This window comes from Winogradskyella immobilis (assembly GCF_021887715.1).
Classification (GTDB): Bacteria; Bacteroidota; Bacteroidia; order Flavobacteriales; family Flavobacteriaceae; genus Winogradskyella; species Winogradskyella immobilis.
Genome location: NZ_JAIQXX010000002.1, coordinates 262,749 through 287,488, shown reverse-complemented (window position 1 = coordinate 287,488; position 24,740 = coordinate 262,749). Strand labels below are relative to the sequence as shown.

The 24,740-nt window shown below is 31.8% G+C and carries 27 protein-coding genes; 4 read left to right on the top strand and 23 right to left on the bottom strand.

Annotated features, from left to right (window positions below):
* Window positions 1-77: 77 nt before the first annotated feature.
* The 16 genes from atpG to K8Z87_RS02815 form a co-directional block, all read right to left on the bottom strand.
* On the bottom strand, window positions 78-938 hold the full coding sequence (atpG, locus tag K8Z87_RS02890; RefSeq protein WP_227475971.1) for an ATP synthase F1 subunit gamma: 861 nt from the start codon (window positions 936-938) through the stop codon (window positions 78-80).
* 82 nt (window positions 939-1,020) lie between these two features.
* On the bottom strand, window positions 1,021-2,601 hold the full coding sequence (gene atpA, locus K8Z87_RS02885) for a F0F1 ATP synthase subunit alpha (protein WP_227475970.1): 1,581 nt from the start codon (window positions 2,599-2,601) through the stop codon (window positions 1,021-1,023).
* Window positions 2,602-2,660: 59 nt separating this feature from the next.
* The gene (gene atpH, locus K8Z87_RS02880) at window positions 2,661-3,197 is read right to left on the bottom strand and encodes an ATP synthase F1 subunit delta (protein WP_227475969.1); all 537 of its coding nucleotides are present in this window, start codon (window positions 3,195-3,197) and stop codon (window positions 2,661-2,663) included.
* A gap of 6 nt (window positions 3,198-3,203) precedes the next feature.
* Entirely contained in the window at window positions 3,204-3,698 is a 495-nt protein-coding gene (locus K8Z87_RS02875) for a F0F1 ATP synthase subunit B (RefSeq protein WP_227475968.1), read from the bottom strand.
* A gap of 117 nt (window positions 3,699-3,815) precedes the next feature.
* Window positions 3,816-4,037 carry an ATP synthase F0 subunit C gene (gene atpE / locus K8Z87_RS02870; protein ID WP_227475967.1) on the bottom strand — a complete coding sequence of 74 codons (222 nt, stop codon included), beginning with the start codon at window positions 4,035-4,037 and terminating at the stop codon, window positions 3,816-3,818.
* Window positions 4,038-4,056: 19 nt separating this feature from the next.
* Window positions 4,057-5,142 carry a F0F1 ATP synthase subunit A gene (gene atpB / locus K8Z87_RS02865; RefSeq protein ID WP_227475966.1) on the bottom strand — a complete coding sequence of 362 codons (1,086 nt, stop codon included), beginning with the start codon at window positions 5,140-5,142 and terminating at the stop codon, window positions 4,057-4,059.
* A gap of 146 nt (window positions 5,143-5,288) precedes the next feature.
* Window positions 5,289-5,684, bottom strand: coding sequence for a hypothetical protein (locus K8Z87_RS02860; protein ID WP_227475965.1), 396 nt, complete (start codon window positions 5,682-5,684; stop codon window positions 5,289-5,291).
* Between the two features lie 5 nt (window positions 5,685-5,689).
* Window positions 5,690-5,941: an AtpZ/AtpI family protein gene (locus tag K8Z87_RS02855; protein WP_227475964.1), complete on the bottom strand. Its 252-nt coding sequence runs from the start codon at window positions 5,939-5,941 to the stop codon at window positions 5,690-5,692.
* Window positions 5,889-6,287, bottom strand: a complete 399-nt coding sequence (locus K8Z87_RS02850; RefSeq protein WP_407704192.1) for a bactofilin family protein — start codon at window positions 6,285-6,287, stop codon at window positions 5,889-5,891. Before K8Z87_RS02850 ends, K8Z87_RS02855 begins: the two co-directional genes overlap by 53 nt.
* Window positions 6,288-6,341: 54 nt before the next feature.
* Window positions 6,342-8,930 carry a type IX secretion system periplasmic lipoprotein PorW/SprE gene (porW, locus tag K8Z87_RS02845; RefSeq protein WP_227475962.1) on the bottom strand — a complete coding sequence of 863 codons (2,589 nt, stop codon included), beginning with the start codon at window positions 8,928-8,930 and terminating at the stop codon, window positions 6,342-6,344.
* 191 nt (window positions 8,931-9,121) lie between these two features.
* Window positions 9,122-9,847: an ABC transporter ATP-binding protein gene (locus K8Z87_RS02840; RefSeq protein WP_227475961.1), complete on the bottom strand. Its 726-nt coding sequence runs from the start codon at window positions 9,845-9,847 to the stop codon at window positions 9,122-9,124.
* Window positions 9,848-9,861: 14 nt separating this feature from the next.
* Window positions 9,862-11,376, bottom strand: a complete 1,515-nt coding sequence (locus tag K8Z87_RS02835) for a DUF5687 family protein (RefSeq protein WP_317207416.1) — start codon at window positions 11,374-11,376, stop codon at window positions 9,862-9,864.
* A gap of 218 nt (window positions 11,377-11,594) precedes the next feature.
* Window positions 11,595-13,415: a hypothetical protein gene (locus K8Z87_RS02830; protein WP_227475960.1), complete on the bottom strand. Its 1,821-nt coding sequence runs from the start codon at window positions 13,413-13,415 to the stop codon at window positions 11,595-11,597.
* Window positions 13,416-13,860: 445 nt separating this feature from the next.
* Entirely contained in the window at window positions 13,861-14,742 is an 882-nt protein-coding gene (locus K8Z87_RS02825; RefSeq protein WP_227475959.1) for a DUF5777 family beta-barrel protein, read from the bottom strand.
* On the bottom strand, window positions 14,732-15,277 hold the full coding sequence (locus tag K8Z87_RS02820) for a YceI family protein (RefSeq protein WP_227475958.1): 546 nt from the start codon (window positions 15,275-15,277) through the stop codon (window positions 14,732-14,734). The genes K8Z87_RS02825 and K8Z87_RS02820 overlap by 11 nt, the downstream gene beginning before the upstream one ends.
* Window positions 15,278-15,283: 6 nt before the next feature.
* Entirely contained in the window at window positions 15,284-15,700 is a 417-nt protein-coding gene (locus K8Z87_RS02815) for an OB-fold putative lipoprotein (protein ID WP_227475957.1), read from the bottom strand.
* A 75-nt stretch (window positions 15,701-15,775) separates the two neighbouring features.
* Between K8Z87_RS02815 and K8Z87_RS02810 the strand changes: the two genes are divergently transcribed.
* A complete protein-coding gene (locus K8Z87_RS02810) occupies window positions 15,776-16,969 on the top strand; it encodes a LytR/AlgR family response regulator transcription factor (protein ID WP_227475956.1) in 1,194 nt (397 codons plus the stop codon).
* 14 nt (window positions 16,970-16,983) lie between these two features.
* On the opposite strand, the gene K8Z87_RS02805 is transcribed toward K8Z87_RS02810, so the two are convergent.
* Genes K8Z87_RS02805 through K8Z87_RS02795 form a run of 3 tightly spaced genes read right to left on the bottom strand, consistent with a single transcriptional unit; the run spans window position 16,984 to window position 18,649 of the window.
* A complete protein-coding gene (locus K8Z87_RS02805) occupies window positions 16,984-17,679 on the bottom strand; it encodes a hypothetical protein (RefSeq protein ID WP_227475955.1) in 696 nt (231 codons plus the stop codon).
* Window positions 17,676-18,311: a hypothetical protein gene (locus tag K8Z87_RS02800; protein ID WP_227475954.1), complete on the bottom strand. Its 636-nt coding sequence runs from the start codon at window positions 18,309-18,311 to the stop codon at window positions 17,676-17,678. Before K8Z87_RS02800 ends, K8Z87_RS02805 begins: the two co-directional genes overlap by 4 nt.
* Window positions 18,312-18,316: 5 nt before the next feature.
* Window positions 18,317-18,649 (bottom strand): PadR family transcriptional regulator, encoded by a 333-nt coding sequence (locus K8Z87_RS02795; RefSeq protein ID WP_227475953.1) that lies wholly within the window; start codon window positions 18,647-18,649, stop codon window positions 18,317-18,319.
* Window positions 18,650-18,764: 115 nt separating this feature from the next.
* On the opposite strand from K8Z87_RS02795, the gene K8Z87_RS02790 reads away from it, so the two are divergent.
* Window positions 18,765-19,823, top strand: coding sequence for a ferredoxin--NADP reductase (locus tag K8Z87_RS02790; protein ID WP_227475952.1), 1,059 nt, complete (start codon window positions 18,765-18,767; stop codon window positions 19,821-19,823).
* Between the two features lie 62 nt (window positions 19,824-19,885).
* On the opposite strand, the gene K8Z87_RS02785 is transcribed toward K8Z87_RS02790, so the two are convergent.
* Together K8Z87_RS02785 and K8Z87_RS02780 are read right to left on the bottom strand one after the other, a co-directional pair.
* Complete coding sequence (locus K8Z87_RS02785; RefSeq protein WP_227475951.1) at window positions 19,886-20,869, bottom strand: glycosyltransferase family 9 protein; 984 nt, start codon at window positions 20,867-20,869, stop codon at window positions 19,886-19,888.
* An 81-nt stretch (window positions 20,870-20,950) separates the two neighbouring features.
* The gene (locus K8Z87_RS02780; protein ID WP_227475950.1) at window positions 20,951-21,559 is read right to left on the bottom strand and encodes a DUF4254 domain-containing protein; all 609 of its coding nucleotides are present in this window, start codon (window positions 21,557-21,559) and stop codon (window positions 20,951-20,953) included.
* A 70-nt stretch (window positions 21,560-21,629) separates the two neighbouring features.
* Here K8Z87_RS02780 and upp point away from each other — a divergent pair, with 70 nt between their 5' ends.
* A complete protein-coding gene (gene upp / locus K8Z87_RS02775) occupies window positions 21,630-22,289 on the top strand; it encodes a uracil phosphoribosyltransferase (protein WP_227475949.1) in 660 nt (219 codons plus the stop codon).
* On the opposite strand, the gene K8Z87_RS02770 is transcribed toward upp, so the two are convergent.
* Entirely contained in the window at window positions 22,278-23,195 is a 918-nt protein-coding gene (locus K8Z87_RS02770; RefSeq protein WP_227475948.1) for a DUF6427 family protein, read from the bottom strand. The genes upp and K8Z87_RS02770 overlap by 12 nt on opposite strands.
* 40 nt (window positions 23,196-23,235) lie before the next feature.
* Here K8Z87_RS02770 and K8Z87_RS02765 point away from each other — a divergent pair, with 40 nt between their 5' ends.
* Window positions 23,236-23,463, top strand: a complete 228-nt coding sequence (locus K8Z87_RS02765) for a DUF6341 family protein (RefSeq protein WP_227475947.1) — start codon at window positions 23,236-23,238, stop codon at window positions 23,461-23,463.
* Here the strand turns inward: K8Z87_RS02765 and purD are convergent.
* Window positions 23,458-24,729, bottom strand: a complete 1,272-nt coding sequence (gene purD, locus K8Z87_RS02760) for a phosphoribosylamine--glycine ligase (protein WP_227475946.1) — start codon at window positions 24,727-24,729, stop codon at window positions 23,458-23,460. The two genes, K8Z87_RS02765 and purD, sit on opposite strands and share 6 nt — an antisense overlap.
* Window positions 24,730-24,740: the final 11 nt, after the last annotated feature.

The window sequence follows — 24,740 nt, the reverse complement described above, 5'->3', positions numbered from 1 at the left end:
TTTGACTTCCGTTATACTTCAGTCTAATTATTCAAAGCTTCCGGATTTATTTAATTTGACTTCCGTTATACTTCAGTCTAATTATTCAAAGCTTCAGCTCCACCAACAATTTCTAAGATTTCGTTAGTAATTGCCGCTTGTCTTGCTTTATTATAAGTTAACTTCAATTGATCTCTTAATTCGGTAGCATTATCTGTTGCTTTATGCATCGCTGTCATACGGGCGCCATGTTCAGAAGCAAAAGAATCTCTAATGCCTTTAAACAATTGTGTTTTTAATGACTTAGGAATTAATTGTTCTACAATTTCTTCTTTAGAAGGCTCAAAAATATAATCTGAGTTTGTGTCTGCATCACCTTCAACAGGAACAATTGGTAAAAATTGTTCTGTCATTACAATCTGTGTTGCAGCATTTTTAAAACTGTTGTAAACTAATTCTACTTTATCGTATTCACCTTCAACAAATTTTTCCATTAAAAACTCAGCGATAGTAGCAACATTATCAAATGTTAAATCGTCAAATACTGGACTTTCGTTTCCAATAACACGATCTTGTTTTACAAAAGCATCATTTGCCTTTTTTCCTATAGCTAAAACAGACACTTTTTTATCAGCGTAAACATTACTGATTAAGTGTTGTGTTTGTTTAATAATATTAGAATTAAAAGCCCCACACAAACCTCTGTTTGAAGTTATAGCGACTACTAATACATTATTAACTTCTCTTTGAGTTGAATACTTGCTTCCAGAATCGGCATCTAAAGTTGCACTTAAACTTTGTAATAATTCTGTTAACTTATTAGAGTATGGACGCATTGCAGTAATTGCATCTTGTGCTTTCTTTAACTTGGCAGCAGATACCATTTTCATGGCACTGGTAATCTGCATCGTTGAAGATACTGATGATATTCTGTTACGTATTTCTTTTAGATTCGCCATTCTTTATATTTATAAAGACTCTTTCGTTTTAATGCTTCAACAAGTTCAGCATTTCACTCTGAGTGACATTAATTTATATCTTTTAAGCTCTAAACTTTCCAGAAAGGTCGTTTGCTACATTTGTTAATGTATCGATAACCTCATCTGTTAATTTTCCTGATTTTAAAGTATCAAGTATATCTCTATGCTTTGCATTTAAGAATTCTATGAAATCTCTTTCAAATTCTTTTACTTTATCTACAGGTACATCTTTTAATAAATTCTTAGATCCTGCATAAATAATAGCCACCTGATCTTCTACTGTAAACGGATCGTTTTGTGCTTGCTTTAAGATCTCAACGTTGCGCTTACCTTTTTCAATTACATTTAAAGTAGATGCATCTAAATCTGAACCAAATTTAGCAAATGCTTCTAATTCACGGAATTGTGCTTGGTCTAATTTTAATGTACCGGATACTTTTTTCATAGATTTAATCTGTGCGTTACCACCAACACGAGATACGGAAATACCTACGTTAATTGCTGGACGAACACCTGAGTTAAATAAATCACCGTCTAAGAATATCTGACCATCCGTAATAGAAATTACGTTTGTTGGGATATATGCAGATACATCACCTGCTTGAGTTTCAATAATTGGTAAAGCAGTTAAAGAACCTCCACCTTTTACTAATGGCTTAAGAGAATCTGGTAAATCGTTCATCTCTTTAGCAATATTATCATCATTGATCACTTTTGCAGAACGCTCTAATAATCTAGAGTGTAAATAGAATACATCACCAGGATATGCTTCACGTCCTGGAGGGCGACGTAATAATAAAGATACCTCACGGTAAGCTACTGCTTGTTTAGATAAATCATCATAAATGATTAATGCTGGACGACCAGTATCTCTAAAATATTCACCGATAGAAGCTCCTGTCATTGGTGCATAAACTTGCATCGCAGCAGGATCAGATGCGTTAGCTGCTACTATAGTTGTATAGGCTAAAGCTCCTCTTTCCTCTAATGTTTTTGCAATATTTGCAACCGTTGACGCTTTTTGTCCAACAGCAACATATATACAATATACAGGCTCACCTGCATCGTAAAATTCTTTTTGATTTAAGATGGTATCAATACAAACTGTAGTTTTACCTGTTTGTCTATCTCCAATAACCAACTCACGTTGTCCTCTACCTACAGGAATCATAGCATCAATTGCCTTAATACCGGTTTGTAATGGTTCTGTCACTGGTTCTCTATAAATAACACCAGGTGCTTTACGCTCTAAAGGCATTTCGTAAGTCTCTCCAGAAATTGGACCTTTTCCATCAATAGGGTTTCCTAAAGTATCTACAACACGACCAACAATACCTTCACCTACTTTAATAGATGCAATACGTGATGTACGTTTTACTGTAGACCCTTCTCTAACTCCTACTGAAGTTCCTAATAGTACAATACCTACATTGTCTACTTCAAGGTTTAGTACAATACCTTCTAAACCACCATCGAATTCTACTAATTCACCATATTGTGCATTAGCTAATCCGTAAGCACGTACAATACCATCACCTACAGTTAATACTGTTCCTACTTCGTCTAATGAAGCTCCTGCTTCAAAACCTGAAAGTTGTTGTTTTAAGATTGCTGATATTTCAGCTGGTTTTACTTCTGCCATTTTTATTAGTCTTTAGCTTTTAGCTGTTAGCTCCCAAAAAGCTAACCCAAAAACAATAATTAATTTAATGTAAATTCTCTTTTTAGTTTATCGAGTTTATTTGAAATACTCGCATTGTATTGGATATCTCCAACACGTAAAACGAAACCACCTAATATGCTTTCGTCTATTATATTTTTTACTTCTGCTTCCTTACCTGTAAGTTCTTTAACTTTTGCTAATACTTTAGTTCTTAAATCATTTGTTAAAGGTACTGCTGTAGTGACTGTTGCCACTTGTCTCCCTCTTAACTGATCATATAAGCGTGTATAACTAACAGCTACATCATTTAAAAGTGCTAGTCTTTTATTAGAAATTAAAGTATCTATTAAATTAGTAGTATTCGTATTTGCATTTTTAAATACAGATAGTAATACTTCCTTTTTATCTGAAGATCTTACTACAGGACTTTGAAGCATTTGATTAAGTTCAACGCTTTGTGCAATTGCTTCAGTAATATGTTTCATATCACTGTTAACTGCTTCTGCTGCTTTTTGATCTGTTGCTAAGCTTAAAACGGCTTTAGCATATCTTATTGCTGCTCTTGATCCTGACATTTATTTTTAGTTTAAAGTTGCTTCACCTAACATGTTTTCAACCAACTTCAGTTGTTTGTCTTTGTTAGATAATTCGTCACCTACTACTTTTTCTGCAATATCTAAAGATAATCCTGCAACATGGCTTTTTAATTCTGCCATAGCAGCTTTCTTTTCGCTTTCAATAGCAGCTTGTGCTTGTTCTATCATTTTTGCAGCTTGTACTTGTGCTTCTTCTTTAGCATCAGAAATCATTTTGTTTTTCATCTCACGAGCATCTTTTAATAGAGTTTCGCGCTCTGCTCTTGCTTCTTGTAGAATACGCTCGTTATCTGCATGAAGGTTTTCCATTTCAGCACGTGCTTTCTCAGCAGATGCCAATGCATCTTTTATACCTTCTTCTCTATCACTTACAGCTCCTAAAATAGGTTTCCAAGCAAATTTTCTTAAAATGAAAAGTAAAATTAAGAATGTAATCGCTGTCCAAAATACTAATCCAAAGCCAGGTGTTACTAAATCCATTTCTTATTGTCTTTTAATAATTTAATTTTTATTTATCTACAGCTAATTAATGCTATAAAAAATTAGTAAATACAGAAGCAACCAACCGTTACTTCTGTATTTTACATTTTAGTTCATTTATGCTGTAGGTGCTGCTTGTAATAAAGCGACAACCACACCAAATAATGCTACTGCTTCTACGAAGGCTGCTAAAATTAATGCAGAAGATTGAATCTTTCCGTGCATCTCTGGTTGACGTGCCATAGCTTCCATAGCAGATCCTCCAATTTTACCAATACCAACTCCAGCTCCAATAGCTGCTAAACCAGCTCCAATAGCTGCAATTCCAAAAATAGTCATAGTATAAAATTTAAATTAATTAATGATGTGCTTCTTCTGTTGCCATCCCAAAATAAAGAGCTGACAATATTGTAAATATATATGCTTGTATCGCTGTAACCACAATCTCAATTACTGTAATAAATAAAGAGAATGCTACAGATACAGGTGCAATTCCTATTGATTTAAATATGAAAATTAAAGACATTAACGCTAAGATGATAATATGGCCTGCTGTTATATTAGCAAACAAACGTATCATTAACGAAATTGGCTTTGTAAATATTCCTATAATTTCTATTGGCATTAAGAATATTTTCATTGGTACAGGTACCCCTGGCATCCAGAAAATATGTTGCCAATAGTTTTTATTACCACTAAATGTTGTAATAATAAAAGTGAAAAGTGCTAACGTAAATGTAAATGCAATATTTCCACTTAAATTAGCTCCATTAAGAATTGGTATTAAACCAAATATGTTGTTAATCCATATAAAGAAAAATACCGTTAATAAATAAGGCATATATCTTTTGTACCGTTTTTCTCCTATCATAGGAATACCGATATCGTCTCTAACAAATACTACCAAAGGTTCAATAAAACTTGCAATGCCTGTAGGTACATTATTTTCAGATTTCTTGTAACTTCTAGCTGCAGTAATAAAAACTAAAAACAATACAAAAACAGAAACCCACATCATAAATACATTTCTTGTAATAGATATGTCTATAGGCTTACTTGCATTTGTAGCATGGTGTTTATCATCAAAAGCAACTGTATTAGCTCCTTCGTTAAGCTGGTAAATTTTACCATGAAGCTTTACAAATTTAGCACCATTACGCTCAACAACTTCTTTACCAGAATCGTCATGATGAAAAGCAGAAGACATAAAGGTTGTTAAACCATTATCGGTCCATAAAATAATTGGTAAAGATAGAGAAACAGCATGTCCATTCCAATCCCATAAATGAAACCCATGAGCATCTTGAACGTGATGCATAATCATATCTTTTGGGTCGAATTTTTTATCGTCTCCTCCATCTTTAGTTTCAGAGGCAAAACTTATATTAAACACAGCTATAAATAGCGTTGATAATACGATGTTTTTTAAAGTGTTTATTTTCATTCTAATGGGCTTAAAAATACCTTGCTTTAAATTCGCTGCAAATGTACGCACATTAAATGAATTGACAAACAATAATTTTGCTATAATTTTCTATCCTATTATTGAATAAAAAATCAATAAAATTATTACTTAATATTCCCTATAGATTATGCTTTTTGAAGAAATTTTGTAAGTGCATAAACTTCAAAAAATAAATACATAAAATAAGGAATAAAAAAGTTGAAAACGTCGGGTTGTTTGTTTTGAAAATCTGAAAGCAATAATGGCAGTAGAAAAAGAATTGCTAAAATCATCTTTAAAAGTGTCATTCCCATAAACAAATTAAAGACTTGCGTTTTGCCCATTGAAAACTTATAGTTTATAATGGTGTAAAACAGACCTGTAATCACAAAATGAAACACATAAATATGCCAAACCGGAAAGAAAAACATAATCTCATCAGCAAAATAACTCAATAGGTAGGTGTGCATTCCTAATAAAATAGCTGTTACCGCGACTAATTGTAATAAAAACGAAATCTGTCTTTTTTTAAATCCTTCCATATCTATTAGTTCTCTTCTTTTGAGATTGCAATAATACGCCTTATTACATAAATAATAGATGTAATTACCGCCAATAATGATAGCGCAACTGTATATAGATTGTGTTGATTAGGGAATTTTTCGTCGAGTTTTACACCTGTAAAAGTACCAATAGCTATAATGGCAAACATTTGTAGTGCTATGCCAGAAAAACGCGCGTAAGTATTAAGCTGTTCTTTCTGCGCCTTGGGAGTTTTGTGTTGGTCTTTGAGTTTCATTTGTACTTAAGGCTTTTACGGCTCCTTTCATACTACAAGTTGCATTAAATGTTGCTCCAGGTTCAACGGCTAATTTATTTACCTGTACTTCTCCTTCGATATGTGCTGTAGATTTAAGTGACAATGTCCCTGTTAAAATTAGCTTGCCAGCAAACTTACCTTCAAAATCAACATTTTCGCCTTGTAATGTTCCTTTTATAATCCCAGATTTACCAACAACAACTTTACCTGAGGTTTTAATATTACCTTCAACCGTTCCATCTATTCTAAATGGACCTTGACTTACAATATCACCTACAATTTTAGTGCCATGCGCTATAATATTCTGCTGTGTACTAGATTCCATAGTTGTTTTGTGTTTTTTATTGTCTGAGGAAAACATGAGTTCTATTTATTTTAATTATTCTGGATTAAGATAATCACTTAAATTTTTATGACGTTGAACAATAGTATAGTTTGTCGTAGACATTGCAATATGAGGTCGAGTAATCCCTTTGGTATTATCTTCTTTATAATCTTGAAGCGTTTGCCCAAAACCTAATGCTGAAGTTTTAAATTCTAAACCATGTACTACAACAAATACAGTATTTTCATTATAAACATCTTTAGAAAGCGTTAAATTTTTGTGATTTGTTCTATCTATAGCTGCTTTAAGATCAACCATAAATTGGCTTATTAAATCTCCTTCGTTAGTATTAAACTCATAAATTACAGTAAATGCGTTACTATCTTCATCAGGAGTAAATTCTTTATTTTCTAATGCTGGTATCGCTGTATTTAATATCTCTAACGCTCGTTTACCTTCTTCTGAGTTTGGATAAGTTAATGCTATATAATTAACATTTTCTTTATACGCTTCAAAACCTTTTAATCGACCTAAAGCAGAAGCTTTTAAAATTTCGAATTTGGGTACAAATCCATCTCCTTCAAAAACTTTTATTTGTTCTTCGGCGGAAGTTATAACCGCAGCATACTCCTGTTTTTCAAACTGGCGAAACAATTTTTCATAAATGGTTTCTGCACTATTTTCATCTTTTATTAATTGTGAGTTTGGATTACGAAGAATCTCTGCATACCTAGAATCTGGATATTTAGATAAAATCTCATTTTTAGTAATCTCGGCCTCACCATTTTGCCCTAAAATCTCGTAGATTTTATACAAATTATATTTTGAAGGTATTATTAAGCGCTCTTCAGGATTGCTTTTAAGAAGCGCCTCAAATTTAGATTTAGCTAACTGATACTCGCTGAAATTTTCTTTATATATAAGGCCTAATTGGTAATACGCATAGTTACGCTCTTTAGCAATGCTATCTATTTGGGTTTGCTCTGTCGGTAAGGTTTTAATATAAAACTCAGGATCGTAACGCTCATCTTCTGTTGCGTTAGCTACTATATTGTCTATAGCTTCTGTATTGGTATTCAATGATCCTCTTGAGTTTGAAAACCTCCAATTATCTTCTAATTTTCGATCTCCCCATTGCCTTAAAAATTCATTTTTACCAAAAGCAACTGCTGTTTGATTGTAAAAATAAAAGTTGCTTCCGCCACTGCCTGGAGGTCCATTAACACCTGGTAAATTAGCTCTATTATTTCTAGCAAAACTTGGGCGTTGATCTAAAGCTACACCTCCACTATTTGCTGATTTTGCAGCCTGAATTTTTGCTTGTTCTTCTGCAGCAAGCTCCTGGGCTTTTAAGTTTTCAATTAATTTTTCAAAAACCGTTACTTGCTCTACTTTAGGCAAATTAACCAAATACAAAATACTGTCGTTTACTTTAGCAATATCTTCATAGTAAATAACGTCTTCTAAGTTTTCTCGTTTTCTTTTAACGACACGATATTGCTTTGTTTTTTCAACCATATTCGTTAAAGTACTATCGTAATATGATCCGGCAGTTTTATATGCTTTTCTATCAAAATACATATCGCCAAGCGTTACATAATTGCGTGCATTAAGTACTTGGTCACCTTGAGTAGCTCTTAGCGATTTATTGTAGTACGCTTCAGATAAACTATCTAATTCTTCCTCTCGATTATATTCTGCAATTCGATGATATATTTTACCTAAAAATGGACGGTTTTCTCTGTTTTCTTCAAGCTCAGCAAGGTATTCCTCAAAGGCTATTTTATCTCCCGAATTTACATCGAAATTAGTGGCTTTAGCTAGATGTGCATTAATATAAAACGCTCTAGGGATTTTGCGATGTAAATCTATAACTGCATCAAAAGCTAAATTAGCATTGTCTTTTTCACCAAACTCATTATACAGTTGCCCAATAATAAAATGATAACGTGCTTTTTCGTTATTAACTTTAGTTTCTGTAGCCGCTGTTTTTAAATAATATAAAGCACTGTCTTTTTTCTTAATATTTATAAACGCTTCTGCTAAAGTTGCTGAGATATCTGCTAAGTCTTGACCTTTTACTTCTTCTTGCTCTAAATGACGCTTAAGGTTTTTTATAGCAATTTCATTACTTCCTAAACGCATATTACTTTTTTCTCGCCAAACTTTAACCTGATTAATTTTATCACTTGCAGGATATTTATTGAGTATATTATTAAATGCTGCTAAAGCTGGTACAAAACGCTGATCGTAATAACGCGCTTTACCTAGCATTAAATAAGCTTCATCTATCTGTGGGTTTTTTTCTTTACCATCGTCACCTGTTATGGTATGCTTTTGTATGGCTTTTATCGCCTTTTCTTCAGCACGTTCAAAGTCTGAATTATTAGCCTCATTAGATAAGCGTACCTCATCTTTAACCTCCATACGTTCTATTGGTAGAAGCTCCCAGAAATTTTCGGTAAAAGCATTGTTTACTGTAGCTATTCCTTTTTGTAAAGCAATATCGCCATTATACAAGGTATTAAACTCAGTACTTACGGCATGAAAATTTCTACCCACCAAAGTGTCATTTCTACCACAACTATGTACTAAAAATGCAACGCTAAAAAGAAAAAGTATAGCTTTTGTAAAGGTTTTCAAAGGTTACTTATTTGGTTTAAGAAAAACGAAAAACGACCGTCTTTATTATCTTGAAAGGTAAAAATAAACATCTTTTTGAATTTTTGATGCTATTTGAAAGTTTTTCGATGTTTGATAGAAGTTGATTCCAAATAAAAAAGCCTGCAATTATATGTTAATTACAAGCTTTAAAGTTGATTGATCATTAATTGCTATTCCTCTTCTTCAGAAGTTGCTATTGCTCCACTTGCAAAGTGTGCTTCTAATTCTTTTAATGTGGTTGGATTGGTTTCTAAATCTTTTATAACCTCTCCTTTTTCTAATACTACAATACGCTCGCAAACGTCAGTAACGTGCATTAAATCGTGACTAGATACTAAAACAGTAACTCCTTGTTTTTCCGCTAAGTCTTTAAGAATTTGTTTTAAACGAATTTGAGTTGTAGGATCTAAGTTTGCAAAAGGTTCATCTAAAATAATCACTTCTGGATTACCAATAAGTGCCGCAACTATGCCTGCTTTTTTCTGATTTCCTTTACTTAAATCTCTAAGGTATTTTTTCTTTCCAATGATTTCTCCATTAAAGAAATCTTCAAATTGTGCCGTCAATGCATCTACATCAGCTTTGTTTTGCCCTCTTAAATCACCAATAAAGTAAAAATATTCTTCTGGTGTTAAGTAGCCAATTAAAAAACTCTCATCGATAAATGAAGACGTAAAAGGTTTCCAATCTTCACTTTTATCTACAATAATATCGTTTGTAGTAATGTTGCCAGTAGTTGGCTTAATAAGGTCTAAAAGCAAACTGAAATAGGTGGTTTTACCTGCTCCATTATTACCCACCAAACCAAAACTTTGGCCCTTAGGAATATCTAATGTATTAATATTAAGAACTGTAGTTCCTTTATACGCTTTTGAAAGCTCTTTAGTGTTTATCATGGTTATGTCTTGTATTAGTTATCTTGACTAAAGGCGTCAATCATTTTATATTTTGAATCGAGATATTTTTGAGTAATAAAAGTCATTAGTTTTTTGTGAAATACTATACCTATAACTCCTAAAATTATTAGCGTAGCTATAGCAACTTCAAATCCTATAAGCCAATTAATAAGTCCAAATAGAGCCATTGGCACAATCATTAGCGGTATACCTATAAGCCATTGTACTGCTCCTGTACCTTGATAATTAAATGCTGCTTTTTTATCTAAGTCTATTCTTTTTCTATTGAAAGAGCCTCCCCACATAATAACATGTGTATTTATGCCTATGTTATAAATTGCAGCAGCGAAATGAGCGATTAAAATCTTCCATCCAAAATATACATACGGAATCCCTAAAATGAACATAATAACCACACTCATTACCATTAAAATAAACTTAGAGCGGAGGTAACGTTCGTATTTTATATTCTGACTCATCAACATTTTATAATACCCACTATCCCAAGCAGGGATAAATTGCCCGAAATTGATTAAAAAGAACCCTGTTGAAAAAATACCTATAAAAGCAAACATAAACTCCATCTCTAAATATACATCTTGTGTATAGAAAAATAACCCGTAGAACAAACCAATAACCATTAAAAATGCCATAGATTTAGTTCTTTTATTTCTCCAAATTAATTTTAAATCTAGTTGCATAAATGGGGCAACGTCTCCAAAACGCTTTGTCCAAGATAAATCTGAAGCATTTACTTCTTTTCCTTTAGCTTCTAGCGAAGCATCTAAAAAGAGTTTCTGCCTTAAAATTTTAAAATTATAACTATATAAAACTATTAAAAGCAGAGCCGGAACTAAAAGATAAATTGAGTTTTCACTAACTGCAATAATTCCACTACCTAAAATATCTGTGAATGATATTAGCCCGAAATAATTAATAGCAAATAATCCGCCTGCAAAACCAACTATAGGTAAAAAAGATAATCCTTTTTCTGATGAAAAAGCTTCTAATATAAAATTGAGGAAATTGATGATTAATGCAATAAGAATCATACAAACCATCCAAGACAATGCTACACTAATTGGGTATCCATCATTAGCAAGCATTATTGAAAATGGGATTACTGCAAAAAGTGGTAATATGTTAAAGAATGACACTCCTGATTTCCCTAATACATAATGTACAATCGTAGATCGTTTAATTGGTAACGTGAGTAATGGTTTTACACTCATTACCGGCAACTTCTGCAAGAAAAAGCGCATTAGCAAATCGCCAATAATCCAATAGAAAATATATCCGTTAAGAAGTATAAAAGGATCTTGTTCTGGAAATAACTTCTTTAGTGCAGGCAACAAGAAGAATCCCATGACTAAAAATAGACCAACAAAATAAAGTGCGAAAAGCACCATAAAAATATTTATTACTATATTTTTTTGCCAGTAAGAAGAGCGGAAATATTGTTTCCATTCTAAACTTAAAAAACGTTTTATCATAATTTGGTTAGGTTGTCTGTAGGTGTTAGTAGCCAATACTTTTATTTTGTTACACAAGTTACACAAATTTATAATCGTAGCTCCATTTAATCACTTTCTAAATTATAGAATTCCTTATAAAAAAATAAAAGGCTGCCTATTAAATAGACAACCCTTTACCAACCAAAACATAAAACCAAATGAATACTTAAGTAGGTTATAATAAGTTTATGTATTGATTTACCCTCAAAATAAAATAGTAGATTTATTTTTTATTAGTCCCAGAATGTTGAACCAAAATCATTTTCATTACCATTAAAACTGTATGAAGGACCTCCTTCTACAAAGTTTGCTGCAGAATCCCAACGACCAGCAGTTACAGCTTGACTAACTCGCATTTGGTTTGCATCTCCCCATTGTACATAATCAATTAATATATTAGGATCTGTTGAACCAAAAGAATTAGTCGAAAAGATACTTAATCCGTCTACAGATTCATTTACGTTATACGATAGCATTACATTTTCACCTGGTGCTAATTCGGTAGAAGCACCATTAGCTGCAGTAGAAACTTGCACATAAGTTCCAGGACCTAAGCATAAAAAATAATCTCCTATTTCCACTGCGGTATTACCAAAGTTAGATAACCATACCTGATCTGTTTGAGCGTTAAATTGTAATATTCTTACAGTACGAGACTCAGCAGCTGTATCCCAGAACGTAGAACCAAACTCATCTGCTTCACCTATAAAACTATATGGTGCAAATCCATCTACAAAATTCTCAGCTGAATCCCAACGACCAGCAGTTACTGCTTGAGCAGATCTTGGTTGGTTACCAGCGCCCCATTGAACAAAGTCTAATAATACATCTGGATCAGAAGACGTAAATGTGTTTGTAGCAAAAATACTCAAACCATCTTCTTCAAGATTCATATCATAGTCTAACATAATATTTTCGCCTGGTTCTATAACTGTAGAACCAGAAGTTCTTGTTGATACTTGCGCATAAGTACCAGGGCCTAAACATAACCAGTAATCTCCTGCATCTAAAGCGGCATCACCAACATTAGTTAACCATACTTGATCTGTAATAGGGTTTACTTGAAGAATACGAAGTACTCCTAATGGATCTGCTTCTGTACCTTCCCAGAATGTAGATCCAAACTCATCGCCTTCTCCAGTAAATGCATATGGAGATCCATCAGCAACAAAATTTGCCGAATTATCCCAACGACCTGCTGTTACTGCTTGGTCAACTCTTGCTTGATTACCAGCTCCCCATTGTACATAATCTAATAGTATGCTTGGGTCAGAAGAGTTAAAGTTTGTATTTGTAGAAAATATACTTAAACCATCTTCAGTTTCATTAACATCATAACTTAATTGAATATTTGCTCCTGGCGCAATAGTGGTAGAACCACTAGCGGCATCAGAAACTCTTACATAAGTTCCAGGTCCTAAACATAAGAAGTAATCTCCAACATCTACAGATTCTGATCCGAAGTTAGATAACCATACAATATCAGCTGAAGCATCAACTTGTAAAATACGCACTACTGGTGTTGCAGCTTCAACTTCACTTGCCTCATAAAATGTAGCTCCAAATTGGTCCGCTTCACCTGTGAAATTATAAGGTGATCCTAATGGAATAAAGTTAGCAACGCTGTCCCAACGGCCTGCTGTTACTGCTTGACTAGCCCTTGCTTGGTTTCCAGCTCCCCATTGCATAAAATCTAATAATATATTAGGGTCTGAAGATGAAAACGAGTTTGTAGAGAATAGGCTTAACCCTCCTGAAGCTTCATTTACATCGTACTCTAATGTTAGACTTTGATTTGGCGCTATTACTGTAGATCCAGAAGCTGCATTAGCAACTCTTACATAAGTTCCAGGTCCTAAACATAAATAGTATTCTCCTACATCAGTTGATGCAGTTCCTAAATTTGATAGTACAAGTAAATCTCCTTGTGTGTTTACTTGTGTTATTCTAATAATGCCATCGCCATTATTTTCTTCAATAACGATAGCATCGTCATCTGAACTACAGCTTAATATAAAAGCTGGTATTAGTAATAATAAAATTAACTTTTTCATTTTTGTTTTGTTTTAAATTATTTTCTGTTTTCGTTTCAATTATTTAACGGTGCAAATAAATGACACGAATCAACCTTGTAACAACTAAAAGAGAGTAAAACGGAAAAACAAGCTTTAAAACGGAATAGGTAAGCCCTGTTAATACTGGGTTTAACATACATTAACAGATATAGGCATTATGAGAATATTATATCTATATCGTTTTATTAGAAGTTCTTTAAAAAGGAAAAGTGAGATTCTAAAAAGACTTTATAAAATAGATTAATTGATATCTTTTATAAAAAATAAGTCTAATCTATTTTTCTTATAGATGTATAGATACATTTATGTACACAACGCTCTTCTTCATCGTATTCAATTTTAAACATAGATAGTTATACAACTAAAAAACATCTCAAAGACGCTTTTATAATTATGTATTGATAATTTAAAAGAATGTGTGTGTTTATAATTGAATAAAGTATGTGGCATGAAACCCAAAAAAGAAGTTGCCATCTTCAAAATTAAAGTTTCTTCGAGTTTGGGTAATAAAAGCGTCTTCAACAAAATTACCTGTATTTGTCATTTTAAACTGAAGTAACAAATCACTTAACTCCCAATTAACACCAAGAGAGAAAACACCAAAAGTCTCAACAGAATTAAGTTCGTTTGCGACATAAAAATACTCTGAAAAAATAGAAGTATGCCCTTTTAGTTTATATCTAGCTGCAAAACCAACAGCAAATTGATTATTGTCATCTAAATCTGAGCTCACTGTACTACGATGTATATATGTTGGCGAAATTTGTAAAGAAAAATTTCTGGTAAACTTTCTTGCGAATAACAATTGTGTTGTAAAAGACAATCTATCATTAAAATTAGCATTTGTATTGCCTGGAATACTTCTGTGCGTAGCGGATTGGAAAGCAGTAAGACTGAACTTATTAGGCCCGTTATCTTGTTGCCTTATTAATCTGTATTTTACATAATTATCTAAAACATTATTTAATGTAGAAAAACCAACTCCATATGTTAAGCGGTCTGTAAAACTATAGTCTATACCAAAACGTGATGACATTCTGTCTGCAATAAAAGAATTACTTGTTTCTGTTTCCTCCTCTCTAGATAGATTCCAAAATCGATTCATTACTGATATCTCTAAGGAATTTTTTTTGCGTGTTTCTACTGAATGTCCTACACCTACGCGAGTACCTTTAAATGTAGCTTCGGTATAGAATGTGGTATCAATAGGTTCTGCTTTAAGTTTGTCTAACAAGCTTTGCGCCCCAATATTATATATACTGGCAATAAAAAAACTAAATACTATGAGTTTACTTTTATTTTTCATTAGGACGGTATTGAAATTTGAAAGAAACTTTTATCGTTTTTGCAATATTAGGTGACAGCAATTTTGGAACTTTAATTTTATAATCTTCAATATTTACCTCTAACTCACCTTCTATACTGTATGTGTTATTCTCTTTTGTGATTTTCGATTTAATCTCAAATGGTTTAGACACATCTCTCAATTGAAAATCTCCTTTTATAATTCGAATTTGTTCGTCGTCGTCTTGATTAAAATCAATAATTTTTCCAAGAAATGTCGCTTCAGGATAAAGATCAGATTCTATATAACTCTCGTTAAAATGCTCGTGCATTAACGATTTTTTAAACACAAAAGCTTTCATTAATATTCTTACAGCAATATCACCCGTCTCAAGACTTATACTACTTAGTCCCTGATTATTTTTTGCTTGTATATCTTCAACAGAAGTATAGGAGAAAAATGTAATTTCTCCTTGACGATCAATATAATCTTGAGCCTCTATAACAACACAGCCTAAACTTATAAATATAAAGAATGAAAGTAATGTTTTAAGCATATCCATTTATTGTATAAAAATACAGTTTAATAATATAGCATCTAACAACGATCCTTTATAAATTCCTTTAATTTTAACCAACTCTCCTTCTTTTATATTTTCCATTTTAGAAGTTTCTCCTTGTTGCATTTGGCACAATACTAACCTTTCTTTATTATCACTAGATAATAAAATACTATGTATGTTATTTTTAAAAGTTAATTCTTTTACTGTGCCTTCTACTTCTATAGCTTTGTTTATATAACTTTTTAAATAATCATTATCAGCATTATCTATATATGCAATAATCTCATTAGTGGTTAAGCTAACTTCTGTTTCTATATCTCTTGTGTCTTTTTCTGGTTTATTTATATAAGTATATAAGAAGACCGTAAGACCTAAAATAATAAAGAAAACAAATATCTTTGTTTTATGTCGATACAAAATTAATACACTATTTGTTTTTAAGCAATCTTAAAAGATTACGACTATTACGCTGTTAATACACTAAACTAACACATGAAAAACTATAAATTCTATCTCTACACAGCAGTTAGCTTTGTTTTATTCTTTGTATTGGTCTCTATAATTAGCATTCCTTACTTATTAAAAATAAATGGTAGTGTGCTTTTAGATAATAATATCTCTTACGCAAAAACCCAAGTAAAACATACATTAATAGATCTCAATGATTCTAAAATTTTTATAAAAATAGATTCTATAGAAAATAGATTAAAAACAGATATAAATGTCTCCGAATTTCAAAGAGATTCTGAAATTGAAAAAATTAAAAAAGATTTAATCGCTACAAAATTACAATATCTCGTCGAAAACACCGAGTCCGAATTAGTGTTCCTTTCTGTTTTTGATTGGCAAGGCAAAATGAAATGCCATCCTGATAGAACAAAATTAGATTTAAATGAAGATGCCGAAGCTTCTGACGCATTAGCTATTGAAAATTCAGTTTCAGGCGCTGAATTATATGACGCGATTTATGATAATAAATACACTAAAAGTTCTAAAGTAATATATATTCAATCAATACCTAATTCAGACCTTATCGTTGCATCCAATATAAACATCGAGAATTTTAAAACTAAAATTAATACCTGGAGGACGCAACTTTATTTTTTTATACTTATTATAGGTTTACTGATTCTTTTAATGGTTTTTGCGGCTATACGTGTCATTACTGGATATTACCAAAATCAATTGGATCAAAAGAATACTCGTTTAGAAGATGGTGTACTTAATCTCTCTAAACTCAATGATTCTTTAGATAATTATCAGAAAAAACTAAATGAAATTACTGAGATTAAAGCACCTGCTGCAGTTTCTTCTAGTGAGACTAATGCTGAAGAATCTACAATAAAAGAAAAAGAACGCATTTTAACTTATGTTAGAAATGAACTTGTTCCTATCTCAACGGAAGATATTGCCTATATCTATGTAGAAAATACCATAACATATATTGTAAGAAAAGATGGGAAACGTGCTACAGCAAGTGAGAGTTTAGATCAAATTTATTCTTACCTCAACGAAAAATCATTTTTTAGAGCCAATAGACAAATCATTGTTGCTATTTCGGCTATTGATAAAATTACCAAGTTTGGTAATAGCCAACTTAAGATACAGGTTAATCCTGCTTCTGAAATTGATATTATCATCGGAAAAAACAAAGCTGCTGCTTTTAAGCAATGGTTGGATTTATAATCTTCTCTTTATAATTAAGCGATCTTATAATCTGGATGTTGTTTTGCCATTTGTTGTCGAAGATTTGGAGTTACTACAAATATGGAAATATAAAGTAGAAGTCCAAACAATATAATGAAAGATGATATGGCGACTAAAGCTGTTGTGCTTAGAACTCGTCGTTCTAAATCTAAAATTACTGAAATATAGATTCCAATATTTAAAAAATGGATGAGTCCTCCTAGTTGTACAATTATTGAATTAAACAACCACTTTTTTCCCGTTTTCTTTTTAATAGATTTTACATACTTACCTTGTCTATAAATAAATATAAACGGTACTATCATTAATACAATACAACTTATAAGTAAAACCCAAAATATATTATTAAAAAAAACCATCATACTATAATAGCTCCATATTAAAAACAGAGTTAATATGATTCTTGGAAGTTTAAAAAAACTTTTAAAATAACCCCAAACCAATAAGCGATAATGCTTATTTAAAGCTTTTGTTTTTTCTTCAACAACATTGCTAAATCCCATAATTCCAAATTTTTTAAATTCTGCTTTCAGGGCGTCTTGAAAGGATATATTAGGGTTAATTGCCCTTTGAGCTTCAATACCATTAGCCAAATGGTCTACAAGTTCCGTTTGCACATCGTACCAGTCGACATAATGTTTTTGTGTAAAGGTATAAAGCTCTTGTGTTTGAGTATTAGATAGTTTCATTCTTCACCTACAAGTTGGTCGTATTTTCCTAATATTGTTTTTCTGTTTTTTTCAACAATAATTACTGCTGAAAGTCCTAAAAGAATAGAAAATAAAGCATATAGTGCTAATAATAAATAGTTCTCATACAACGCGTCTTTAAATGCACTAAAACTGTATAAAAAAACGGACGGAAGTGAATTTATAGTAAATAATGATTGCATTGATTGTACTCTTTTAACTGCTTTACTATATTTTATTTGATAAAATAAAGGATAAAGTATCAAAGCTATTAAAGTGAAGAAAAATATAGAGCTAAACTGCTTTATAGTAAAAAACCGTAATAATAAATTTCCAGAGAAAATTAAACCGAGAAGCAGAATTATAAATTTAGGTTTATAAAAAAATTCAGCAAATTGAAACCAAAGTTTTTTTTGATAACTCCAATGGATTATTTTCTGTTGTTTTTTAGCAAAAGTCTTAACAAAAGATACTTTAGTTTTTAAATAATCTTCAATTAAATCGAAATTAGAGTTTTCTTCAAATTCAGTTGCTAAATGATCAATAAGTTCTGAACGAATATCTAAGTATTTAATATTTTGATCTAATATAAAGTGATCTATAAATTTTATTTCTTCTTTGGTTAATTTCATAAAATTTAAGCCAATTTAGGATTTATCAAGGTTTGCATTGTTTTAATATAGTCTGCTAATTCTTCTAATTTATTTGCAGTTTCCTTGGTGCCATTTTCAGTAAGTTTATAATACTTACGTAAGCGGTTATCTACTTTTGCAATCTCTACATCTAATAAACCTTCAGCCTCTAATTTATGAAGCGCAGGATATAAAGCTCCCTCTGTAATGTTTAACTCTCCTTTGGTTAGGTCTTTTACCTTTTGTGTAATTTCGTAACCATACATTTTATTGTGCTCATTTAGCAACTTTAAAATAATAGTGTTTATACTTCCTTTATATAGTTTAGAATTACTCATAGTATTACAAATATATACATAATTTTCTTATGCATAAGATTCTTATGTATTATTTTAATCTTAAATTCTACTTACAAAAACATTGGCTTCCTTATTTTTGCAAAAAAATATTGCAATGGCACAATTTCATTCTCTAACTATATCATCTATTACTAAAGTTACAGAACAATCTGTAGCGATTACTTTTAATATTCCTGATGCGCTTAAAGCTACTTTTTCTTTTAAATCTGGTCAGTACATTACATTAAAAGCAACTATAAATGGAGAAGAAATTCGTAGAGATTATTCTATATGTTCTTCTGTTAATAGTGGTGATTTAACTGTAGCCGTAAAAGCTGTAGAAGATGGAACATTTTCAGTATATGCAAATTCTTCTTTAAAAGTTGGAGACACTATTGAAGTTGCCGAACCAAATGGGCGTTTCATCTTTGAGGCTAATGAAGCTAAAACCAGAACTGTAGCTGCTTTTGCTGCAGGAAGCGGCATTACACCTATTTTAAGTATTGCTAAAACCTTATTAGAAGACGAACCGTTTAGCAATTTTATTTTAGTTTATGGCAACAAACGTTTAAATGATGCCATGTTTGCAAACGAGTTAATACAATTAAAACAAACTTACGGTAATCGTTTTCATATTCATTTTATATATAGCCAAGCTCAAGAACAAGATGCGCTTTTTGGTCGTATAGAAAAAAGTATCGTAAATCTTATTGTTAAAAATAAATACAAAGGTGTTTCAATAGACGCATTCTACTTATGCGGCCCAGAACAGATGATTCACACTGTTAAAGATGCTCTTACAGAAAATAATATAAAAGATAAACAGATATTCTTTGAATTATTTACAGCTCCAAGTGAAAATAACTCTAAAAGCTCGGCGCAAGTTGGCGAAGGCAACTCTAATATAAAAATCATTGTTGATGACGAAGAATTTAAATTTGAAATGTCTCAAGACCAAAGTATACTTGATGCTGCTTTAAAAGAAAAGATCGATGCTCCGTATTCTTGTCAAGGTGGTATCTGTAGTAGTTGTATTGCACGCATTACCGAAGGCGAAGCTATTATGCGACAAAATAATATTTTAACAGATGCTGAAGTTGCTGAAGGTTTGGTTTTAACTTGCCAAGCACACCCAAAAACAGCTACTGTAGTTGTGGACTATGATGATGTATAGTTAAGGTGTTAGGTGTTAGGTGAAAAAATCTTAAATCCTTGTTACTGTTTATCTCGATAAAGTCAAAAAGCAAAAACAACTGACTTTACTTTTTCTACAACTGTTTCTACAGAAATAGAACTTGTTGCTTCCTCGTAACCTTCAGGTTGCTTATTGCCATAGGTTGATGTTGGTATTAATGGATATTGATTTCTATCTGCTGTTAACGCATAATCTTTAGGTTGATTAAACGGTGAAAAACCTGCAAACGGATGCGTTACTCCCCAAATTGTAATCACTTTAATTCCGAGCATTGCAGCAATATGTGCATTACCAGAATCCATAGATAACATCACATTGAGATTAGAAATAATATCTAACTCTTCGCCCAAACTTAATTTTCCTGCTATCGATGATGTATTATTATATAAAGATTCTAGGTCTGAAAGTACTTCTATCTCTTGTTGGCCTCCACCAAACAAAATAATATTGTAATCTTTAGATAATATCTCAATAACAGATTTCATTTGATCTATAGGATACATTTTACCTTTAAAAGCTGCAAAAGGAGCAATGCCTATTATTGGCTTTGATTCATCATTTATAAAACCTTTTAATTTTTGGTTTAATTCAATGCTTTTAGGAAATGATGATTTAGATAAATCTAACGGTAATCCTAATGCTTTAAAAACATCTGCATAGCGCTGATGTGTTGTTTTTAATTGAGTAAATGATTTGCCAGAAATCAGTGCTTTCTTTTCAGCTCGGCCTTTATCTTGCTGTACTACTGTTTTCCCAATAAAAAAGGTTTTTAAAATCTTACTTCGCAATACATTATGCAAATCAGCAACAACATCAAAGTGTAATGCTGTTAATGCTTTAGATAATTTATAAAGCCCTAAAAGACCTTTATATTCGCCTTTTAAATCTGCAGAAAATACGGTTACGTTTTTTAAATCTCTAAAAAACGGTTTAAAAAATGCGCGTGTCACTACAGTGACTTTTACATCTGGATATTGTTGTGTTAACGCTCTTAGTACAGGAACACACATAGCAACATCGCCCATTGCAGAAAACCTTATAACTAGTATGTGTTGTGATTTTGGCACCTCAACGTTTTACATGAGATTTCTGCTAAAGCAGAAATTTTACTTCTGACCTCTTAACACAGGATTAAGTTCGTCGTCATTATACATTTTCATCTGTTTGTAGACCTTCATGTATTTATCACCATTAGAAATGTCTTGCAATAAATCATCAATAGCAGTACTTAAATCTACCCGTTGTTCTAAAAGAACATCTAACTTTTTTTGGCAAGCCGCTTTATGGGTATCACTAGCATCATCTCGTACCGTTTCTATATGCATGTGGTAGATTTTTAAAGCTAGTATAGACAAACGATCTATTGCCCATGCTGGGCTTTCAGAGTTTATTTTAGCACAAGATTTTACAGTTACATCATTATATTTATCTAAAAAATAACTATCAATAAACTCAACAGTATCGGTGCGATCTTGGTTAGATGCATCAATCATACGTTTTAACTTTAATGCTGCAACAGGGTCTATATTTGGATCTCTAATAATATCTTCGTAAGCCCATTGTACCGTATCTATCCAACATTTTCTGTATAATAAATGCGCTATAATATCTTCATTCTTATCAAATTTATTGACAAAAGGTTGATCTACGGTATTTAAAACTTTGTAGGTTTTAATTACATCTTGAAATATAGTATTTGCTTTTTCTGAAAACATTGTATTGTTATTTAATATGCAAATATAGTCTGAATTATTAACTTTAGCTTTTCATAATAACCTCATCATTATGCAAATTCATAACCTCTCAGACCATCCATCAATATTAAATACTTTCATTTCTCAAATTAGAGATATAACCATTCAGAAAGATAGTATGCGCTTTCGTAGAAATATAGAACGCATTGGCGAAATTTTAGGCTACGAACTTAGTAAAGCACTGAACTATAATTCACAAAACATTAGTACTCCACTTGGTGTTTCTGAAACAGAATTGCATTCTAACGCTATTGTTTTATGTTCTATTTTAAGAGCTGGTGTTCCACTGCATAACGGTTTGTTGAATTATTTTGATGGAGCTGAGAATGCTTTTATTTCGGCATATAGACACCATAAACACAACCCTGAAAGCTTTGAAATTGTTGTAGAATATTTAGCTTGCCCTAACCTTGAAGGTAAAACTTTAATTTTAGCCGATCCGATGCTAGCAACAGGTCAATCTATGGTTGCTACTTTTGAAGCTCTAAAACCTTTTGGAGTTCCTAAAGAGATACATATCGTAAGTGTTATTGGCGCACAAAAAGGAGTGGATTATGTTGCTGGCCATTTTAATAAAAATAGTCATTTATGGATTGCTGCTATAGACAAAACCCTAAATGATAAAGGTTATATTATTCCTGGATTGGGAGATGCTGGAGATTTGGCCTTTGGAAATAAGCTACAACAATAGTCTTAAAATTGGAGCAATAATCATAAGTGTAATAAATACTTCTTTAAACCAACGTTCAGTTATAACTTCTAAATAATTGGCCATAATGATAGAAAATGGAACTAATAGAAATATAAATTCACTTCCGTTTTTATTTGGCGCAATAAGTCCTATTAAAATTGCTATCACTGAAGTCCATGCGACTAAAAAATAAGCAGGTCTAAGCTTCTTATTTTTATCCGTTAAATTTTTAAAATAAAAAATCATACTCCATATATAAATTGAAGCTGCTACTGTTAGTACTATAATATCATCTATAGCATTATATGGCTCAAAATCTAAACTAGAATAAAGCCTATATGTCTCCGTTTTAATATAAACGTCATTAAAAATAATATTATAACTCAACAATATAACGAAAACCGTTGCACAACCTAATATAGGAATGATAAGATTTTTAGGCTCATTTTGCCAATAATAAATTAACGCTACAATGACTATTAATAAAAATAATAAGACCCAAACATAGAATAGAGATGCCAAAGCAATCCAAAAAGCAGCATCAAACAATTTCTTTTTAATATGAAGCTTGGAGTGTAAGCTTATTAAACGGCGCAATGCAAATAACACTAATACGTTTGCTATTAATAAGTTTGAATCCTTTAAGGTCTCTGGAAACATTGCAAATAACAATGCAAAAACCATAATGGCATAACTGTTATTTTGCGTTAGATTATTTTTTGAAATGATAAAATCTAATACAAATACAGAAAACAAAGCCAAAAATAACACTCCTGTTTTAGAAGTTATGTCTAAAATATCAGTAGTAAACGACTCATAATTAGCAATACCAAACAAAAGAGTAACCAATAGTACAACTATAATAAAGTTTATTGGTTTAGATTTTTTGAAAATACTTGTTATCATTAACTCTTTTTGTATTTTTGCTCTGTAAATTTATAAAGTTATGAAAGATTTCTTTTACGCTATACAAGATTTGTTTGTAAACACGCTTTTTTCTCCTTTTGATGCATTAAGAGCATTAGAGCTAGAAAACTGGTTTGGTGCTAACATAATGTCTTGGATTTTTATGGCTATTGGCTCTGTTGCATTTATATATTGGATGCTCGAGTTAAAAAAATACAACGACAACGATGAAGAAGATAAAAGTGTCTCTGCGCACTCTTATCTATAAATCGAAACCTATATCTTTTCGGTAGTACATCTTATCAAAACTTAGATTTTCTATGGTTTGGTAAGATTTTTTTATGGCTTCTTGGTAGGTTTCTCCATACGATGTAATTGCCATAACACGTCCACCTGAAGTCATAATTTTATCATCTATAAATTGTGCTCCAGCATGAAAAGCAATAGAATCCTTAATAGTATCTACTCCTTTTATTTCTTTTCCTTTTTCATAAGATTCAGGATAACCACCAGATACTAGCATTATTGTTGTTGCAGCACGTTCATCAATTTCAATAGTTACATCTGCTAAAGTCCCATTTGCCATGGCTTTAAAAACCGCTACTAAATCTGTTTTTAATCTTGGCAAGACTACTTCGGTTTCAGGATCTCCCATTCTTACATTATACTCGATAACCTTAGGGTCATCACCTACTTTAATCAAACCAATAAAAATGAAACCAACATATGGTAAATTATCATTTTTAAGACCTTCAACAGTAGGCTTCACAATTTGATTTTCTATTTTATCTAAAAAACTTTTATTAGCAAATGGTACTGGAGATACAGCACCCATGCCACCTGTATTTAATCCTGTATCGCCTTCACCAATTCTTTTATAATCTTTGGCTGTTGGTAAAATTTTATAATCTTTACCATCTGTAAGTACAAAGCAACTCAGCTCAATACCATCTAAAAATTCTTCGATAACTACTTTGGCACTTGCATTTCCAAATTTAGAATCAACAAGCATATGTTTTAATTCTGTTTTTGCTTCTTCTAAATCATTAAGAATTAAAACTCCTTTTCCAGCTGCTAAACCATCTGCTTTTAATACATATGGTGGTTGAAGCGTTTCTAAAAAAGTGTAACCTTCTTCTACATTAGTTTTAGTAAAGCTTTGATACGCCGCTGTTGGTATATTATGACGCATCATAAACTCTTTAGCAAACTCTTTACTCCCTTCTAATTCAGCAGCTGCCTGCTGTGGCCCAATCACTGCAATAGATTTAAGATCGTTGTCTTTTAAAAAGAAATCGTGTATGCCTTGTACTAATGGATCTTCTGGTCCAACTACAACTAAACTAATGTTCTTAGTAATCACAGCATCTTTAATTGCTTCAAAATCTGTAACACCGATTGCTAAATTAGTTGCTATACTAGCTGTACCTGAATTTCCAGGTGCTACAAAAAGTGAATTACATAACGGGCTTTGAGAAATTTTCCAAGCGAATGTATGCTCTCTTCCACCAGAGCCAAGAACCAAAATATTCATAGTAGTTTTGT

Excerpts from the sequence above, each read along its gene's own strand:
- atpG (WP_227475971.1), bottom strand. The coding sequence starts at position 938 with ATGGCGAATCTAAAAGAAATACGTAACAGAATATCATCAGTATCTTCA.
- atpA (WP_227475970.1), bottom strand. The coding sequence starts at position 2,601 with ATGGCAGAAGTAAAACCAGCTGAAATATCAGCAATCTTAAAACAACAA.
- atpH (WP_227475969.1), bottom strand. The coding sequence starts at position 3,197 with ATGTCAGGATCAAGAGCAGCAATAAGATATGCTAAAGCCGTTTTAAGC.
- K8Z87_RS02875 (WP_227475968.1), bottom strand. The coding sequence starts at position 3,698 with ATGGATTTAGTAACACCTGGCTTTGGATTAGTATTTTGGACAGCGATT.
- atpE (WP_227475967.1), bottom strand. The coding sequence starts at position 4,037 with ATGACTATTTTTGGAATTGCAGCTATTGGAGCTGGTTTAGCAGCTATT.
- atpB (WP_227475966.1), bottom strand. The coding sequence starts at position 5,142 with ATGAAAATAAACACTTTAAAAAACATCGTATTATCAACGCTATTTATA.
- K8Z87_RS02860 (WP_227475965.1), bottom strand. The coding sequence starts at position 5,684 with ATGGAAGGATTTAAAAAAAGACAGATTTCGTTTTTATTACAATTAGTC.
- K8Z87_RS02855 (WP_227475964.1), bottom strand. The coding sequence starts at position 5,941 with ATGAAACTCAAAGACCAACACAAAACTCCCAAGGCGCAGAAAGAACAG.
- K8Z87_RS02850 (WP_407704192.1), bottom strand. The coding sequence starts at position 6,287 with ATGGAATCTAGTACACAGCAGAATATTATAGCGCATGGCACTAAAATT.
- K8Z87_RS02840 (WP_227475961.1), bottom strand. The coding sequence starts at position 9,847 with ATGATAAACACTAAAGAGCTTTCAAAAGCGTATAAAGGAACTACAGTT.
- K8Z87_RS02830 (WP_227475960.1), bottom strand. The coding sequence starts at position 13,415 with ATGAAAAAGTTAATTTTATTATTACTAATACCAGCTTTTATATTAAGC.
- K8Z87_RS02825 (WP_227475959.1), bottom strand. The coding sequence starts at position 14,742 with ATGAAAAATAAAAGTAAACTCATAGTATTTAGTTTTTTTATTGCCAGT.
- K8Z87_RS02820 (WP_227475958.1), bottom strand. The coding sequence starts at position 15,277 with ATGCTTAAAACATTACTTTCATTCTTTATATTTATAAGTTTAGGCTGT.
- K8Z87_RS02810 (WP_227475956.1), top strand. The coding sequence starts at position 15,776 with ATGAAAAACTATAAATTCTATCTCTACACAGCAGTTAGCTTTGTTTTA.
- K8Z87_RS02805 (WP_227475955.1), bottom strand. The coding sequence starts at position 17,679 with ATGAAACTATCTAATACTCAAACACAAGAGCTTTATACCTTTACACAA.
- K8Z87_RS02800 (WP_227475954.1), bottom strand. The coding sequence starts at position 18,311 with ATGAAATTAACCAAAGAAGAAATAAAATTTATAGATCACTTTATATTA.
- K8Z87_RS02795 (WP_227475953.1), bottom strand. The coding sequence starts at position 18,649 with ATGAGTAATTCTAAACTATATAAAGGAAGTATAAACACTATTATTTTA.
- K8Z87_RS02790 (WP_227475952.1), top strand. The coding sequence starts at position 18,765 with ATGGCACAATTTCATTCTCTAACTATATCATCTATTACTAAAGTTACA.
- K8Z87_RS02785 (WP_227475951.1), bottom strand. The coding sequence starts at position 20,869 with ATGGGCGATGTTGCTATGTGTGTTCCTGTACTAAGAGCGTTAACACAA.
- K8Z87_RS02780 (WP_227475950.1), bottom strand. The coding sequence starts at position 21,559 with ATGTTTTCAGAAAAAGCAAATACTATATTTCAAGATGTAATTAAAACC.
- upp (WP_227475949.1), top strand. The coding sequence starts at position 21,630 with ATGCAAATTCATAACCTCTCAGACCATCCATCAATATTAAATACTTTC.
- K8Z87_RS02770 (WP_227475948.1), bottom strand. The coding sequence starts at position 23,195 with ATGATAACAAGTATTTTCAAAAAATCTAAACCAATAAACTTTATTATA.
- K8Z87_RS02765 (WP_227475947.1), top strand. The coding sequence starts at position 23,236 with ATGAAAGATTTCTTTTACGCTATACAAGATTTGTTTGTAAACACGCTT.
- purD (WP_227475946.1), bottom strand. The coding sequence starts at position 24,729 with ATGAATATTTTGGTTCTTGGCTCTGGTGGAAGAGAGCATACATTCGCT.